We start from the raw sequence: 16,378 nt of genomic DNA on the forward strand, positions 1-16,378 counted from the left end.
TTACGGCCGGACGGCGTGCGGAATCGGGGCCGCACGCCGGGCAGCCGGAGAGATTGTGTCGAGGCCGGTGAACGGCGTGTCAGGCCGCCGGCGGGCCGGCCAGCTGGTCGCCGACCGCGCGCAGCGCGTCCAGGTCCGACACTTCGAAGGGCAGCGCGGTGACCGTCACGATCGGCACCCGCGGATGCGCACCGGTGAACCGATGCAGCAGATGTTGTTCACGCTTGGCGGTGACCGCGCGATGGGCGTGGATGCGCAGCACATCCGCGGTCAGCGTGGCGGGTTCGGTGGCGGCCTCGGCGGCCGCATCGGCCTCCGCGCGGGTGCCGTCGGCATCGCTGCCCGCACCGGGGCTCAACCGGTCGGCGGCGGCGATCGCCTGAGCCGGCGACAGCGTGCACAACACCGGATGGGTGCGGTTGAGGACCAGACCGGCCAGCGGCATGCCGTCGGTGGACAACCGGTCAACGAAGAACGACGCCTCGCGCAACGCGTCCGGTTCGGCCGCCGCGACCACCAGGAAATGCGTCCCCGGCCGGGACAGCATCGCGTAGGTCCGCTCCGCGCGGTCCTGGAAGCCGCCGAACATGGACTCCAGCGACTGCAGGAACAGCGAGGCATCCTTGAGCATCTGCCCGCCGACGACCGTGGACACGCCGCGCACCGCCAGACTCATCGCACCGGTGACGAAGCGGCCGACCCCGCGACCCGGCGCCATGATGACCCGGATCATCCGGCCGTTGAGGAAATTGCCGAGCCGCTTGGGCGCGTCGAGAAAATCGAGTGCGTTGCGTGACGGCGGGGTGTCGACGACGACGAGATCCCAGTCTCGCTTGGCGACCAGTTGCCCGAGCTTTTCCATCGCCATGTATTCCTGGGTGCCGCCGAAGGACGAGGCGACGGTCTGATAGAAGGGGTTGGCGAAGATCTGCTCGGCCTTCTCCTGGCTGGTGTGCTCGAGCACCATCTCGTCGAAGGTGCGGCGCATGTTGAGCATCATGGCGTAGAGCTCGCCCTTGGCGGTCTCGGGCAGCTGCACCCGCTGCGGCGCGTTCCCGAGATCGCTGACCCCGAGCGACTGGGCCAGCCGCCGCGCCGGGTCGATGGTCAGCACCACGACCTTGCGGCCCTGTTCGGCGGCCCGCAATGCGATCGCTGCGGCGGTGGTGGTCTTGCCGACGCCACCGGAGCCGCAGCACACCACGACCCGGGCGGTCGGATCGCCGATGATCGCCTCGACGTCCAGTAACGGGGTCGCCGGCGGAATCAGGGGGCTCGGGTGACTCATCAGCGGACTCCCTGCGCGCTCAGATGTTCGGCCAATTCGTACAGCCCGCCCAGATCCATGCCGTCGGGCAGCGCCGGCAGGTAGAGCCGGCTGATATCGACCTTCGCCAGCTCCGCCGAGCTGTCGTCCTGGGCCTGAAGAGTGGCGGAATGTTCCACCGCCTCCTGGATCAGACCGTCGAAGTCCTTGTCGTCCAGCGTGATTCCGGCCTCGGCCAGTCCGCTTCGGATCGCGTCGAGGTCGACATCACCGGTCGCGACCCGGGCTCGTACCGGGGCGGGGAGGAAGCCCTCGGTGGCCCGATTGACGATCACGGTACCGATCCGGAAATCCGATTCGGTCAGCTCGGCGATGGCGTCCGCGGTCTCCTGCACCGGCAGCGCCTCGAGCAGGGTCACCAGGTGGACGACGGTCTGCTCGGAATGCAGCAGCGCCGCCACGCCCTCGGCCTGCCCGGCGATCGGCCCGCCCTTGGCCACCTCGGCCATGGCCTTGGTGACATCGAGAAATCCGGCGATCCGGCCGGTGGGCGGGGCATCGATGACGATTTCGTCGTACACCCGCTTACCGGATTTGTCGGTGCGCACCGCGCATTCCTTGATCTTGCCGGTCAGGATGACATCGCGCAGACCCGGTGCGATGGTGGTGACGAATTCGATGGCGCCCATCCGGCGCATCGCCCGGCCCGCGAAGCCGAGGTTGTAGAACATGTCGAGATATTCGAGGAATGCGTGTTCGATATCGAGCGCCAGCGCCATCACCTCGCCGCCGCCGTCGGCAGTCGCGATCTTGGTTTCGGTGGGCGGCAGCGGCGGCAGATCGAACAATTGGGCAATGGATTGGCGCCCCTCCACCTCGACCAGCAGCACCCGGCGACCGCCGGCGGCCAAAGCGAGCGCCAAAGCGCCTGCGACCGTAGATTTTCCGGTCCCACCCTTGCCGGACACGTAATGCAGCCGCGCTTTGTCGGCTCGGTCCGGCCACCCTAATTTCAGTCCCGGCTCTTGCGAAACGGGTACTGCTGTCGGTACTCCCACGTTGGCGAGCCTATAACCCGTTACGAAACAGCGACCAGAGGATCGCCCTACTGTTCGGTAGGACACAGCCGGTTTCCGTCCCGGCTCGATCTGTGCCGACCGGTCCGGCACGAGTCCTCGGTGCCGCGATCGGCCCCCGGCTCACCCAGTACGCTTCTGCGACATGAGCGATGTGACGGTCTGGGAATACGCGACGGTGCCGCTGTTGACGCATGCGACCAAACAGATTTTGGACCAGTGGGGCGCCGACGGCTGGGAACTGGTCACGGTGCTGCCGGGGCCGACCGGCGAACAGCACGTGGCCTATCTGAAGCGGCCCAAGCAGTGACGGCCGGTAGCGACTGGCGCGCCAACCTCGACCGGCTCGGCCTGAGTCTGCCGCCGGTCGCGGCCCCGGCGGGCGCCTACATTCCGGCGGTGCGCAGCGGAGCACTGGTCTACACCGCCGGTCAGCTGCCGTTCGTCGACGGTGCGCTGTCGGCGACGGGCAAGGTCGGCGCCGAGGTGAGTGTCGAGGAGGCGGCGCGGGCGGCGGGACTGTGCGCGCTGAACGCCTTGGCCGCGGTGCACGATCTGGTCGGCCTGGACGCCGTCGTGCGGATCGTGAAGGTCGTCGGGTTCGTCGCCTCGGCACCGGGCTTCACCGACCAGCCGCTGGTGATCAACGGGGCGTCCGAGCTGCTCGGCGAGGTGTTCGGCACGGCCGGCGTGCATGCCCGCTCCGCCGTCGGCGTCTTCGAACTGCCGAAGAACACCCCGGTCGAAGTGGAGCTCATCGCCGAAGTGCGGTAGGCAAGGTCTGTAACCGGAGTTCCGGACAGTGTGGCGCGGCCGGCTCCCGCAGCGGCCGCGCACCGGACGTTAGGACCAGCACATGCACCTCACCCATCCCGCGTACGGGCAGCTGCGGCCGGTCACCGAGACCGCATCGGTGCTGTTGGCGAACAACCCGAACCAGATGACGCTGGAGGGCACGAACACCTGGATTCTGCGAGCCCCGGGTCGATCCGACTGCGTGGTGATCGATCCGGGCCCCAAGGACAAGGCCCACAGTGAGGCGATCGCCCGGGCCACCGACGGAAATATCGCACTCACCTTGATCACCCACCACCACCACGACCACACCGGTGGTATCGATCGCCTGGTGAAGCTGACCGGAACACCGGTGCGGGCGATGGATCCGAAATATCTGTCCGGCTCTTCGGATCCGCTGGCCGACGGGGAGGTCGTCGAGGCCGCGGGTCTGCGGCTGACCGTGATCGGCACGCCGGGACACACCCGCGATTCGGTCAGCGTGCTGCTCGACGACGCGCTCGTCACCGGCGATACGGTCCTCGGCAGCGGGACGACCGTGCTGGAATCGCGCGACGACGCGCTGGGCGACTACCTCGCTTCGCTGGACCGGCTCGCCGCGTTGGCTCCCGGCCGTGCCCTGCTCCCCGCGCACGGGCCCGACCATCCCCAGGCCGAACCGGTGATCAGCTATTACATCCAGCATCGGCAGCAGCGCCTGGACCAGGTGCGGGCGGCCTTGCGCGAGCTCGGGGACAAGGCGACGCCGCTGCAGATCGTGGCGCGGGTGTACGCCGATGTGGACAAACGCCTGTGGCCGGCCGCGCGGAGTTCGGTGCAGGCGCAACTGGCGTATCTGCGCAGCCAGAACTGACTCTGCGCCGCGGGAAACGACTCTGCGCAGCTGAAACGACTCTGCGCAGCTGGAACGACTCCGTGTAGCTGGAAAAGACTCCGCGCAGCCGAAAACGACCCGGAACCGAGTGCGTCCGGCGGCGCCGGAGCGCGGTGGGAAATCCCTACCGCGCCCGGCGAGCCAGCCGCTCCGAATCGGAGATCAGCACGCTCTTGCCCTCGAGCCGCAGCCAGCCGCGATGAGCGAAATCGGCCAGAGCCTTGTTCACCGTCTCGCGGGAGGCGCCGACCAGCTGGGCGATCTCTTCCTGAGTGAGGTCGTGGGTGACCCGCAGGGCACCGGCCTCCTGAGTGCCGAACCGCTGCGCGAGCTGCAACAGGGCCTTGGCGACACGGCCCGGAACGTCGGTGAAGATCAGATCGGCCAGGTTGTTGTTGGTCCGCCGCAGCCGGCGTGCGAGCACCCGCAGCAACTGCTCGGCGATCTCCGGCCGCTGGTCGATCCAGGACTTGAGCGCGTCGCGATCCATCGTCACCGCGCGTACCTCGGTCACCGTGGTGGCGGTCGAGGTACGCGGACCCGGATCGAAGATCGACAGCTCGCCGAACATGTCCGACGGGCCCATGATGGTCAGCAGATTCTCACGCCCGTCGGGGGAACGACGTCCGATCTTCACCTTTCCCGAGGTGATGATGTACAACCGATCGCCGGGCTCGCCCTCGTTGAAAATGACATGGCCACGCGGGAAATCCACGGGCTGAAGCTGTTTGGCGAGAGCAGCCACCGCGGTGGGCTCGACGCCTTGGAAGATGCCTGCTCTGGCGAGGGCCTCGTCCACGAATGTGCTCCTTATGGGAATTGACGGTGCTTACTGCGGCGTCAGCGGGTCCCTGCGTGGTACGCAGGCTGCCGCCTGGCTCGGCGTCGCTCGCCACAGTGCTGGACCGAAGCGTTCGGCCGACAGTGCAGTCTACTTGCCATCCACGCAGCGTAGTGACAGACACCACGTAACGGGCGGTTTGTGAACGAGCGCGGCGGCGCGGAAAGTTCCCCGGAGCGCGTCCGGTCCGTCGGCGGGACGGGGTCAGCTGGCCTGGGCGACGTCGAGTTCTTCGCGGTTGCGCCGGCGACCGCCGGAGCCGGCGTGTGCGGGCACCCCCAACTTCGCCAGCTCGTTCACTTCGGCGTTGCTGGCCCGGTCCAGGTACTGCTGGACCTCTTCACCCGGTTCGAGCAATTTGCGCAGCCGGTTCTCGACGCGTTCCATGAGCAGTGCGAACAGCATCAACACCACCGGGAACAGCACCACAGCGAGTCCTTGCATACGGGTGAGTAAACACGGAGAAGGTCTCAGATGGAACACGGGAGGAGTTCGGGAACGCGCTGACGTCGGTACGGTTCCGTATGGTGGACGAGTGCGCGAACCCAGATCCACCGCTGTGAACGGGGAGAAATCACCCGAGACGGCCACCGATGCGGCGTCGGTCACATCAACCGAATCCAACTCCTCGGAACGGACGAAAACCCCGCGCGCGAATTCGAAATCGACCGCCGCCCGCTTCGCGGGGGAAACCCGGGTGGGGCTGGTCCGCCGCGCCCGCCGGATGAATCGGACACTGGCACTGGCCTTTCCCGACGCGCACTGCGAACTGGATTTCCGCACGCCGCTCGAATTGGCCGTCGCCACAATCCTTTCCGCGCAGTGCACGGACGTCCGGGTGAATCAGACCACGCCGGCGCTCTTCGCGCGGTACCCCGATGCCAAGGCCTACGCCGAGGCCGACCGGACGGAACTCGAGGAATACATTCGCCCCACCGGATTCTTCCGGAACAAGGCCAATTCACTGATCGGTCTGGGGCAGGCGCTACTGGACCGGCACGACGGCGTGCTACCGCACACGATGTCCGAATTGGTGAAATTGCCGGGGATCGGCCGGAAGACGGCCAACGTGATTCTGGGCAATGCCTTCGATGTGCCGGGAATCACTGTGGACACCCATTTCTCGCGACTGGTGCAGCGCTGGAAATGGACCGACGAACAGGATCCGGTCAAGATCGAACACGCGGTGGGCGAACTGATCGAGCGCAAGGAATGGACGATGCTCTCGCATCGGGTGATCTTCCACGGTCGCCGCGTCTGCCATTCCCGTAAACCGGCCTGCGGCGCCTGCCTGCTGGCCAAGGATTGTCCGTCCTTCGGCATCGGCCCGACCGACCCGGTCAGCGCTGCCGCACTGGTGAAGGGACCCGAGGCCGAGCATCTGCTCGAATTGGTGGGCCGGTGAAATCGATCCCGGCGGCGTGGCGGTGGGCATTCGTCGTTCTGGTCGCGGTGGTGGCGCTGGCCGTTGCCGTCTGGCCGCGCGCCGACCACTCCGGCCCGGCCACCACCACCAGCGCGGTTCAGGGTGGGCCCGCACCGGCCTCCGACGGTCTCCGCGCGAACGCCGCACTGGCCGATTGCCCGCGCCCGCAGCCTGCGGAAGCGCCCGCCCCGGCCGCCGGCCCGCTCGCGGGGATCACGCTCGAATGCGCGGCCGACGGCCGGCCGATCGAGCTCGGCGCGGCCCTGGCCGGTCGTCCGGCCCTGCTGAACCTCTGGGCGTACTGGTGCGAACCCTGTGCCCGGGAGTTGCCCGCACTCGGGCAATTCGCGGCCCGTGCCGGTTCCGCCGTGACTGTGCTGACCGTGCACAGTGATCCCGACGAGGGCAAGGCCCTGGCCCGCCTGCGGGATCTCGATGTGCATCTGCCCGGCGTCCAGGACGGCTCCGGAAAGGTGCGGAGCGCGGTGCGAGCGCCGGCGGTGCTGCCGGTATCGGTGCTGGTCCGCGCCGACGGCTCGATCGCGAAGGTGGTGGTCCGGCCGTTCGATACCGCCGACGAGATCGCCGCGACCGTCGCCCAGGAACTGGGGGTCCGGGTGTGAGCAGGCCGGCGCCCGGCCGGGTGGACGCGGAAGGTTCCGATCGTGCCCGATAGTTCCAGCATGAGTGAGGGCATGAGTGAGGGTTCGATGAGCAGCGGGCGGCCACGGCTGGTCACCGACGACATTCCGCAGTGGTTACGGGGCGTGGCCGAACACGAGCCGGCCGATCCGGCCGGAGTGAACCCGGTGCTGAAGCGGACCGCGACCAAGATCGCTTCCGCCGCCCTGCGGCCGCGGGAGGCGGCCGTGCTGGTCCTGTTCGGCGGCTCGCCCGAACCCGATCCCACGACACCGGGCGGCCTGCCCGCCGACGCCGACGTGCTGTTGACCCAACGCGCCGCGACGCTGCGCCAGCACCGCGGCCAGGTGGCCTTTCCGGGAGGCGGCGTGGAACCGGGGGACGATGGCCCGATCGACACCGCGCTGCGGGAGGCGTGGGAGGAGACCGGACTCGATCCCGCCGGGGTGGAGCCGTTCGCCGTCCTGCCCAAGATCTTCGTCCCGCCCTCGCGGTTCGATGTGACGCCGGTGGTCGCCTACTGGCGGACGCCCGGGGAGGTACGGGTGGTCAGCGAAACCGAAGCGGCCCGCGTGGTGCGAGTTCCGATCGCCGACCTGATCGATCCGGCGAACCGGTTCGTCGTCCGGCATCCGTTGGGGTACATGGGTCCTGCCTTCGCCGTGGATGGCATGCTCGTCTGGGGTTTCACCGCCGGCGTGCTCGCCGGTCTGCTTGCGGTATCGGGATGGGAGCGGGACTGGGATCACCACGATGTGCGTGATCTGCAGGCTTCGCTCGCGGCAGTGGGGATGACGTTATGAGTAGTTCCGGGTGGCTCGACCTCGCGGTCGTCATCATCGCGCTGCTGGCCGCCACCTCCGGGTGGCGGCAGGGTGCGGTGGCTTCGGCGCTCGGATTCCTGGGGGTCGTGCTCGGCGCCGTCGCGGGCATCCTGATCGCGCCGCACATCCTGCAGCACATCAGTGAGGGCCGTCAGCGCGTGCTGGTCGGGGTGGTGCTGATCGTCGCCCTGGTGATCGTCGGTGAGGTCGCGGGCATGGTGCTCGGCCGCGCGGCGCGCAGCGGGATGCGGCATCCGTTCACCCGCAGTGTGGACAGCGTGGTCGGCGCGGCGCTGCAGTGTGTGGCGGTTCTGGTCACCGCATGGCTGCTCGCCCTGCCGCTGGCCTCGTCCTCCCAACCGGGAATCGCCGCCGCCGTCAACGGTTCTCGGGTACTGGCGGATGTCAACCAGGTCGCGCCGAACTGGCTGCGCCGGGTGCCGAACGAGTTCTCCAAACTGCTCAACACCTCGGGCCTGCCGGAGGTGATCGGTCCCTTCGGTCGCGCACCGATCGCGGCCGTCGAACCCCCGGACCCGAGTGTGCTCGACACCCCGGTCGCGCTGAATCTGCAGCACAGCGTGCTGCGGGTGCGCGGGGTGGCGCCGAGTTGCCAACGCGCGCTGGAGGGTTCGGGCTTCGTGGTCGCGCCCGAGCGGATCATGACCAACGCGCACGTGGTCGCGGGAACCAATACGGTGCAGGTCGATACCGCTCGCGGGCCGCTGGATGCCACCGTCGTGCTGTTCGACCCCGCCAAGGACATCGCCGTGCTGGCGGTGCCGGGACTGAACGCACCGGTGATCCCGCTCGCCCCGGCCGCGGCGAAATCCGGACAGAGTTCGATCGTGCTGGGCTATCCGGGCGGTGGTCCGTACACCGCCAGCGCCGCCCGCGTCCGGGAGACGCTGGATCTCACCGGGCCGGATATCTACAAGAGCGGCACCGTGGAACGCGAGGTCTACACCGTGCGCGGCCGCGTCCGGGCCGGCAACTCCGGCGGCCCGCTGGTCGACACCGACGGCGAGGTGCTGGGCGTGGTCTTCGGCGCGGCCGTCACCGACGACGACACCGGATACGTCCTCACCCTGAAAGAGGTGGAGAACGATCTGGCCGCGGCCAACTCCTCGACGAACGCCGTGCCGACCGGAGATTGTGTGCTGAGCTGACCGATACGCGCGCCGGGCGCCTCGCCGAGCGCGCCCGGCGCGCCTCGTCGGATCGAGCCGTACCGGCTACGCGCTAGACGGGCTGGGTGGTGGCCGGGTCACCGAGCAGCTTCGCCAACTCGGCGGTCACGGCCTCCGGATTCTCCTGATGGGCGAAATGCCCGGCGTCCGGAATATCGACCAGGCGCCGACCGGGAGCCAATTGTCCGGCGCCACGCACCGTGTCGGCCAGGATGTAGTCGTCCCGGTCCCCGCGCAGGATAAGGGTCGGCACGCGGACCGGTTCCCGCATCGCGGCCAGGAATCGGCGTCCGTCGGGCCGCCACTGACTGCGGAAGGCCCAGCGCTGATATTCCAGCGCGCAATGCGCCGCGCCCGGGATCCGGATCGCCGAACGCATCCGCTGCACGGTGTCCACGAATTCGGCGGTGGCCGCCCAGCGCGGATCGACGTGGTCGCGGACCAGGCGTTCGATTTCGAACCCGTCCTGCCGGGTCAGCCGGCGCTCACCGTAGCGCGGCAGCTGATAGCGCAGGAAGTTCGGTAGATACGCGGCCCGCTGGCGCCGGTCGCGCAGGACGGCGCGCTTGAGTGCCACCGGATGCGGTGAGGAGATCAGCGCGATCGAGCGCACCACGCGCGGATGCAGGACCGCGGTCGCCCAGCACACCAGGCCGCCCTCGGCGTGACCCACCAGGGTGGCGTCGGCATGACCGAGGGCGCGCACCAATCCGGCGATGTCGCCGGCCAGCGTCCAGCCGTCGTAACCGCGCGGTGGCTTGTCGGAATCGCCGTAGCCGCGCAGATCGACGGCGACGGCACGGTATCCGGCCTCGGTCAGCCCGGTCAGCTGATGCCGCCACGACCACCAGAAATCGCCGAAGCCGTGCAGCAGGACGACCAGTGGGCGCGCGGGATCGCCCACCGCGTCCTCGGCGCCGCCCTCGGCGATATGGAACCGGATGCCATTGGCGTGCACGTCACGATGCGTCCACGGGCCGTCGAAGCGGACGCTGGACGGATCGGGAAGCGGATTCGACGACACGCCGAAAGCGTAATAGCCGAGCTATGCGGTCGGCTTGCCGGCCGCGCCGTCGGGGTGCGAACCGAAGCCCTGCGGAATCACCGAGCGGGTCTCCTTCAGCGATTCGATCGTCTTGGCCGGGGCGCGCAACTTGCGCACCTTCTGGTAGCCGAGCAGGCCGAGGACCACGACCACCGCGATCATCAACGCGAACACGATCAGGAACGCGGCCCACCGATACAGCCACACGTCCAGCAGTTCGGCGAGGAAGAAGAAAAAGAAGAACGACGAGAACAGCAGCACGGTCAGCGCGCCGATGAAGAAGACGCTGCCCTGCAGCCCCTTCTTGATCTCGCCGGTCACCTCGGCCTTGGCCAGCTCCACCTCGGCGCGGACCAGGGTCGACATCTGCTCGGCAGCGTCGCGCACCAGATCTCCCACGCTGGCGTTCGCGGTGGTATCGACCTCGGACAGCGGAATCGAGGTGATGGTCCGGTTTCGGCCCGCATCGTTACCGCCGTTTGTGAAGCTCAATTGCTCGACCCTTCTCCATGTCCCGGTGCTGTCCGGCCTTCGCTCGTTTCGGTGGCCGCCCTTGCGTCTCGCCGCGCCTGATGCGCCCGGCCACGCCGCAACAGTAGCGCCGAACCGAGCAGAGAGGCCGCCAAGGACGTCATCAACACGGCGGCTTTCGCCAGTTCGGCCGCAGCCCGGTCGGGTAACGCAAGTTCTGCCACCAAGAGGCTAACGGTGAATCCGATCCCACCCAGTACCGACAGGGCCGACATATCCCGATTGCCGAGACCGGCGGGCCGCGTGGCGATTCCGAATCGGATGGCGAGCCAGCTCGAACCGAAGATGCCGACGAATTTCCCGATCAGCAGTCCGGCGATGATCGCCAGCGACAGCCGAGAGGTGAACATCTCCCCGAAGACCGTGCCCGACAAGGGAACTCCGGAGGCGAACAACGCGAACAGTGGTACGCACAGACCCGCGGACACGGGCTGGAACAGATGCTCGAGCCGGGTCGCCGGGGCTTCGTCCTCGTCCGGGTCGGGACGGACCCGGGTGAGCAGGCCGCAGATCACGCCCGCCAGCGTCGGATGGATCCCGGCTTCGTGCAGGGCATACCAGGCGATCAGGGCCAGCGGCACGTACACCAGTGGAGTGCGGATGCGCTGTCGCTGGGCCAGCGCCCAGCCGGCGAAGCAGAGCGCCGCGCCGAGCAGCCAGCCGAGGGCCACGGTGGTGGTGAACAGGACCGCGATCACGATGATCGCCAGCAGGTCGTCCACGACCGCCAGGCTGAGCAGAAATACCCGCGCACCGGCCGGTATTCGCGATCCGGTCATGGCCAGGACGGCCAGAGCGAAGGCGATATCGGTCGCCACCGGAATCGCCCAGCCGCGATCCATGCCCGGCACTCCCCAGCCCACCGCGAGGGCGATCAGGGCCGGCGTGACCACCCCGCCGAGCGCGGCGACCACCGGCAGGGTGGCGCGCTTGCGGTCGGCGAGTTCACCCACCACCAGTTCCCGCTTCAGCTCGAGCCCGGCCACGAAGAAGAAGATCGCCAGCAGACCGTCCTTGGTCCAATCCCCCAGGGTCAGCTCGAGATGGAGCGCGGGGACCGCGACGGTGGTGTCCACCATGGCGAAATAGCCGTCGCGCCACGGCGAGTTCGCCCACAGCAGTGCGATCGCCGCGGCAACCAGAAGTAATGCGCCACCGACGGTTTCGGTACGGAGGTAACGGGCGAGTTCGGAGCGCAGCGCAACGATCACGAGGTTCCTTTCGGGAGCCGACGGCGGCTGCGGCGGGCACTCCCGCAAGGGGCTCACCAACCACACGCCGACCAGACTTCCCGGCACTCCTTTACCCGATTTTACCGATCGGCTCGCGGCCGATTACCGCGAGCTCCGCCGTCGCCGGTCGAGCCCACGCCCGGCGGGGTGCCGGAGGTGGGCTCGCGGAACCGGTCGATCAGGCGTTTGCGGCGCGGATGGCCTCGAAGACGTTGGGGTCGACGAGGGTGGAGGTGTCGCCGAGTTCGCGGCCTTCGGCGACGTCGCGCAGCAGGCGGCGCATGATCTTGCCCGAGCGGGTCTTCGGCAGTTCGGGCACGATGTGGATCTCGCGGGGCCGGGCGATGGGACTGATCTCGCGGGAGACCTCGGCCTTGAGCTCGTCGACGAGTTGCTGTCCGGAGTTGTCGGCGCCGCCGGTGAGGATGACGAAGGCGACGATTCCCTGTCCGGTGGTGGCATCGCTGGCGCCGACGACCGCGGCTTCGGCGACGCTGTGGTGGCCCACGAGTGCGGATTCGACCTCGGCGGTGGAGATGCGGTGGCCGGAGACGTTCATGACGTCGTCGACGCGCCCGAGCACCCACAGCGCGCCATCGGTGTCGATCTTGGCGCCGTCGCCGGCGAAGTACCAGCCCTGGGCGGCGAAGCGTTCCCAGTAGGTGGCCTTGTAGCGTTCGTCGTCGCCCCAGATGCCGCGCAGCATCGACGGCCACGGCTGATCCAGGACCAGATATCCGACGACCGCGGAGCTTGCGGAGCGGTCCGAAGATTCGGCTTCGGTTCGATTGATTTCGACCGAATTGCCTTCCTCGTCGACCACTTTCGCGGAGATTCCGGGCAGCGGTGCCATGGCGGCGCCGGGCTTGGCGGCGGTGACGCCGGGCAGCGGGGAGATCATGATGGCGCCGGTTTCGGTCTGCCACCAGGTGTCCACGATCGGCGCGGAATTCGCGCCGATCACCTCCCGGTACCAGCGCCAGGCCTCGGGATTGATCGGCTCGCCGACCGAACCGAGAACCCGCAGCGAGGACAGATCGTGCGAATCGGGAATCTCGCGGCCCCACTTCATGAAGGTGCGGATCAGCGTCGGCGCGGTGTAATAGATTGTGACGCCGTACTTTTCGATGATCTGCCAGTGGCGGTGTTCGTCGGGGAAGTTCGGGGTGCCCTCGTAGACGACCTGGGTGGCCCGGTTGGCCAGCGGTCCGTAGACGATGTAGGAGTGCCCGGTCACCCAGCCGATATCGGCAGTGCACCAGTAGACGTCCTGCCCGGGTTTGTGGTCGAAGACGTAATGGTGGGTGTAGGCGACCTGGGTCAGATAGCCGCCGGAGGTGTGCAGGATGCCCTTGGGCTTTCCGGTGGTGCCGGAGGTGTAGAGGATGAAGAGCGGATGCTCGGCATCGAAGGCCTGCGCCTCGTGTTCGGTACTGGCCCGGGCGACGGTTTCGTGCCACCACAGGTCGCGACCCTCGGTCCACGGAACCTCGATATCGGTGCGCCGCACCACGAGTACGTGCTCGACGCTGTGCGGCACATCGCCGTGGGCGTAGAGCGCCTCGTCGACGGCCTCCTTCAACGGTGCGGCCTTGCCGCGCCGCCACTGGCCGTCGGTGGTGACGACGAGCCGGGCGCGGGCGTCGTCGACGCGCTGGCGCAGGGCGCTGGGGGAGAACCCGGCGAAGACCACCGAATGGGTCAGGCCCAGCCGGGCGCAGGCCAGCATCGACACGATGGCCTCCGGGACCATCGGCATGTAGATCGCCACCCGGTCGCCGGCGACCAGGCCGAGTTCGGTGAAGTAGTTGGCGGCCTGCGACACCTCGGCCTGCAACTGGGCGTAGGTGATCGAACGCGAATCGCCGGGCTCGCCCTCCCAATGGATGGCGATCTGATCGCCGTGGCCGTCGGCGACGTGGCGGTCCACGCAGTTGTAGGCGACGTTCAGCTTGCCGTCGACGAACCAGCGCGCGAACGGAGCGTCGTCCCAGTCGAGTACCCGATTCCAGGGCTGATGCCAGTGCAGCCGCTGCGCCTGTTCGGCCCAGAACCCGTCGCGATCGGCCGTTGCCCGGTCGTAGATGGATGCATCGGCATTGGCCGCCGCGGCGAATTCGGCGCTGGGCGGATACACGTCTCGGTGCTCAGCGGTCGTGTCGGTCATGTCGCCTCCTGAAATTTGCGGGGCACCCGCACCCGGTCGGCATCGCGAGCCAGTACGCGGTCGTCGCTCACGGTGCCTCCATCGGGGCCTGTCCATCGGATACGCGTCGGGCCGGGGGGTGACCGCGGCCACGATGTGACCCTAACGGACTGTGACCTGCGCCGCGTACGGGTCTCGAACGGTGGACGTCACGCCCGTTCCGGCGCCCGGAGGTTGCCGGGCGCGCGCGACGCCTCGACTAGCGTGTGGGTGGTGAGCGATGTGCTGCAGCCCCTGGTCGACCTGCCCGGAGTCCGCGAGGCGGCCGACCGTGCCCGCGACGCGCTCGCCGAGGTTCACATGCACAAGGCCAATCGGCGTGGTTGGCCGACCACGGCAGCGGAGGCCGCGGTGCGGGCGGCGCGCTCGTCCGCCGCCATCGACGGCGGCGCGACCGAACTGCCGGCCGACGGGCGCGTCGCCGACCCGGTTCTCGCGGGCGCCTTGCGGGTCGGACAGGCGCTCGACGGTGACGCGCTGCGCAATATGGTCGGTGTGTGGCAACGCGCGCCGCTGCAGGCGCTGGCTCGACTGCATCTGCTGGCCGCGGCGGACCTGGTCGCCGACGAGATCGAGCTCGGGCGGCCACGTGCCGACGCCGGGGTCGCGCAGCGCCTGGATCTGCTGGCGCAGACCGTCCTGACCTCGGACGCGCCCGCGCCGGTCCTGGCCGCGGTGGTGCACGGCGAGCTGATGACCTTGCGCCCCTTCGGATCCGCCGACGGAGTGGTGGCCCGGGCGGCCTCGCGTCTGGTGGCCGTCTCGTCCGGCCTCGACCCGCACAGTCTGGGTGTTCCGGAGGTCTTCTGGCTGCGCCGCCGACAGGCGTATCTGGATGCGGCGAGCGGATTCGCGGCGGGTACGGCCGACGGGGTGGGCGGCTGGGTGGTGTTCTGCTGCGGCGCGCTCGAGGACGGCGCCCGCGAGGCCCGTTCCATCGCCGACGCGGCGGGATGATCGTCGGTACCGAAGAGACCGGCGATGTCCGAACGGGTCCGCGCGAAGGGCCGTACACATCGAAGCGGGCGGCGTAGCCGTTGTCGGCCTCACCGCCCGCTAGCACGGACCACCCGGTTACCAAGCGTGCTTATCGGGTTGTGTTCTGCGGCCTCGGCGATCATCCGCACCCCGCCGGTTCATCCCCGCAACCTGTGCGAGGCCATTGCCGACGTGAATCCGGATTTCGCAGGCCCACAACGCTTCTGCCCTTGTCGCGGCGCGCTCCGCGTGGGTACCTGGCGTCCGTGCTGGGAAGTGCGGTCGGGAGATCGAACCTTCTCTTCCGTTTCGATCTTGGCCTTCCGCCCCTCCGTGCGTCCATTGTTACTCTGTGACACCCCTCACATCAAGGGTCGAGCGGACATTCTCATAATCGGCGTGGGGTGTCTCGAATCGTGGTTACATCGATGGGTTGCGCGTCGTTGACCAGCCGCGATGCGCCCGGCGCGGTGACCTCAGCGTCGCCGGCGCAGCAGCCGGTAACTGAGGGCGCCGGCCAGCACCGCGCTCACGCCGACCACCGCGGTGGCGGCCACCGTCGTACTGGACGGCGCGGGAATCCGGGACCACAGCGACACCGGATTCGAGAAGGTGAGGATCGGCCAATTCCGCGCGACCGCCTCCCGTCGCAGATTCCGATCCGGGTTCACCGCGGTGGGATGTCCGACCGCCTCCAGCATCGGCAGATCGGTGATCGAATCCGAATAGGCGTAACACCGCGACAGGTCGTAATGCTCGGACGCGGCCAGCTTCTCGATCGCCTCGACCTTGCCCTCGCCGTAGCAGTAGAACTCGACTTCGCCTGTGTACTTACCGTTTTCGACGACCATCCGGGTGGCCGCGGTATGGGTTGCGCCGAGTGCGGCGGCGATCGGGGCGACGATCTCCTCACCGGATGCCGACACGATGACCACGTCGTGGCCGCGAATCTTGTGATCGGCGATCAGATCCGAGGCCTCGGCGTAGATCAGCGGATCGACCAGTTCGTGCAGGGTTTCGGCGACGATCGAGCGGATCTGCGAGACGTCCCATCCGGCACACATCTTGGTCAGATGTTCACGCATGCGCTCCATCTGGTCGTGGTCGGCGCCGGAGAGCAGGAACAGGAAATGTGCGTAGCTGGACTCCAGCACCGTGCGGCGGTCGATCAGGCCCTGATCGAAAAACGGCCTGCTGAAGACGAACGCACTCGATTTCGCGATCACGGTCTTGTCCAGATCGAAGAACGCGGCGATCCGTGGCGTGGCGCGGGTCGGTGGCACCGGCCGCGGTGCTGCATCGTTGCGGGGCTCTCGGTGTTCGTCGTCCCCCGCGGTCGCGGTTTCCGTAACTGATTGGTCGCGCTCGGCCGTCACGGGTCCAGAATAGGGAGGTTCGACCGTGCGGTGGTGTGCAGCCCGGGCGCGCGACCGGCGCGATGCCCCGGTCGG

The 16,378-nt window shown here is 68.4% G+C and carries 17 protein-coding genes; 8 read left to right on the top strand and 9 right to left on the bottom strand.

What is annotated here, in order from left to right; genetic code table 11:
* Window positions 1-79 precede the first annotated feature (79 nt).
* Both bagB and bagA read right to left on the bottom strand, forming a co-directional pair.
* The gene (gene bagB, locus ON37_RS01640) at window positions 80-1,288 is read right to left on the bottom strand and encodes an ATPase BagB (protein WP_051031034.1); all 1,209 of its coding nucleotides are present in this window, start codon (window positions 1,286-1,288) and stop codon (window positions 80-82) included.
* Window positions 1,288-2,325 carry an ATPase BagA gene (gene bagA / locus ON37_RS01645; protein WP_051031035.1) on the bottom strand — a complete coding sequence of 346 codons (1,038 nt, stop codon included), beginning with the start codon at window positions 2,323-2,325 and terminating at the stop codon, window positions 1,288-1,290. Before bagA ends, bagB begins: the two co-directional genes overlap by 1 nt.
* A gap of 163 nt (window positions 2,326-2,488) precedes the next feature.
* Here bagA and sp36 point away from each other — a divergent pair, with 163 nt between their 5' ends.
* The 3 genes from sp36 (at window position 2,489) to ON37_RS01655 (ending at window position 3,991) form a co-directional block, all read left to right on the top strand.
* The gene (sp36, locus tag ON37_RS32270; protein ID WP_085997207.1) at window positions 2,489-2,653 is read left to right on the top strand and encodes a Sp36 family protein; all 165 of its coding nucleotides are present in this window, start codon (window positions 2,489-2,491) and stop codon (window positions 2,651-2,653) included.
* Window positions 2,650-3,117 (top strand): RidA family protein, encoded by a 468-nt coding sequence (locus ON37_RS01650; RefSeq protein ID WP_040715637.1) that lies wholly within the window; start codon window positions 2,650-2,652, stop codon window positions 3,115-3,117. Before sp36 ends, ON37_RS01650 begins: the two co-directional genes overlap by 4 nt.
* 82 nt (window positions 3,118-3,199) lie before the next feature.
* Window positions 3,200-3,991: an MBL fold metallo-hydrolase gene (locus ON37_RS01655; RefSeq protein WP_040715640.1), complete on the top strand. Its 792-nt coding sequence runs from the start codon at window positions 3,200-3,202 to the stop codon at window positions 3,989-3,991.
* A gap of 145 nt (window positions 3,992-4,136) precedes the next feature.
* Here the strand turns inward: ON37_RS01655 and ON37_RS01660 are convergent, their stop codons facing one another.
* Window positions 4,137-4,811, bottom strand: coding sequence for a Crp/Fnr family transcriptional regulator (locus tag ON37_RS01660; protein ID WP_011206875.1), 675 nt, complete (start codon window positions 4,809-4,811; stop codon window positions 4,137-4,139).
* Window positions 4,812-5,057: 246 nt separating this feature from the next.
* Window positions 5,058-5,297: a hypothetical protein gene (locus ON37_RS01665; RefSeq protein ID WP_040715642.1), complete on the bottom strand. Its 240-nt coding sequence runs from the start codon at window positions 5,295-5,297 to the stop codon at window positions 5,058-5,060.
* Between the two features lie 115 nt (window positions 5,298-5,412).
* Here ON37_RS01665 and nth point away from each other — a divergent pair, with 115 nt between their 5' ends.
* The 4 genes from nth to ON37_RS01685 all read left to right on the top strand — a co-directional run bounded on the left by nth (window position 5,413) and on the right by ON37_RS01685 (window position 8,914).
* The gene (gene nth, locus ON37_RS01670) at window positions 5,413-6,258 is read left to right on the top strand and encodes an endonuclease III (RefSeq protein WP_373281963.1); all 846 of its coding nucleotides are present in this window, start codon (window positions 5,413-5,415) and stop codon (window positions 6,256-6,258) included.
* A 5-nt stretch (window positions 6,259-6,263) separates the two neighbouring features.
* Window positions 6,264-6,902 carry a TlpA family protein disulfide reductase gene (locus tag ON37_RS01675; protein WP_040715744.1) on the top strand — a complete coding sequence of 213 codons (639 nt, stop codon included), beginning with the start codon at window positions 6,264-6,266 and terminating at the stop codon, window positions 6,900-6,902.
* An 87-nt stretch (window positions 6,903-6,989) separates the two neighbouring features.
* Window positions 6,990-7,724 (top strand): NUDIX hydrolase, encoded by a 735-nt coding sequence (locus tag ON37_RS01680; RefSeq protein ID WP_040715747.1) that lies wholly within the window; start codon window positions 6,990-6,992, stop codon window positions 7,722-7,724.
* On the top strand, window positions 7,721-8,914 hold the full coding sequence (locus ON37_RS01685) for a MarP family serine protease (RefSeq protein WP_040715645.1): 1,194 nt from the start codon (window positions 7,721-7,723) through the stop codon (window positions 8,912-8,914). The genes ON37_RS01680 and ON37_RS01685 overlap by 4 nt, the downstream gene beginning before the upstream one ends.
* A gap of 73 nt (window positions 8,915-8,987) precedes the next feature.
* Here ON37_RS01685 and ON37_RS01690 read toward each other — a convergent pair whose 3' ends face one another.
* The 4 genes from ON37_RS01690 to acs form a co-directional block, all read right to left on the bottom strand.
* Entirely contained in the window at window positions 8,988-9,959 is a 972-nt protein-coding gene (locus tag ON37_RS01690) for an alpha/beta fold hydrolase (protein ID WP_040715651.1), read from the bottom strand.
* Between the two features lie 21 nt (window positions 9,960-9,980).
* Entirely contained in the window at window positions 9,981-10,472 is a 492-nt protein-coding gene (locus ON37_RS01695; protein WP_040715654.1) for a phage holin family protein, read from the bottom strand.
* The gene (nhaA, locus tag ON37_RS01700; protein WP_040715657.1) at window positions 10,469-11,722 is read right to left on the bottom strand and encodes a Na+/H+ antiporter NhaA; all 1,254 of its coding nucleotides are present in this window, start codon (window positions 11,720-11,722) and stop codon (window positions 10,469-10,471) included. Before nhaA ends, ON37_RS01695 begins: the two co-directional genes overlap by 4 nt.
* 199 nt (window positions 11,723-11,921) lie before the next feature.
* Window positions 11,922-13,910: an acetate--CoA ligase gene (gene acs, locus ON37_RS01705; RefSeq protein ID WP_040715660.1), complete on the bottom strand. Its 1,989-nt coding sequence runs from the start codon at window positions 13,908-13,910 to the stop codon at window positions 11,922-11,924.
* A gap of 252 nt (window positions 13,911-14,162) precedes the next feature.
* Between acs and ON37_RS01710 the strand changes: the two genes are divergently transcribed.
* Entirely contained in the window at window positions 14,163-14,906 is a 744-nt protein-coding gene (locus tag ON37_RS01710; protein WP_040715748.1) for a Fic family protein, read from the top strand.
* A 497-nt stretch (window positions 14,907-15,403) separates the two neighbouring features.
* On the opposite strand, the gene ON37_RS01715 is transcribed toward ON37_RS01710, so the two are convergent.
* A complete protein-coding gene (locus ON37_RS01715; RefSeq protein ID WP_373281962.1) occupies window positions 15,404-16,303 on the bottom strand; it encodes an HAD family hydrolase in 900 nt (299 codons plus the stop codon).
* Between the last annotated feature and the right edge of the window lie 75 nt (window positions 16,304-16,378).

The organism is Nocardia veterana NBRC 100344 (genome assembly GCF_000308855.1).
GTDB classification, from domain to species: domain Bacteria; phylum Actinomycetota; class Actinomycetes; order Mycobacteriales; family Mycobacteriaceae; genus Nocardia; species Nocardia veterana.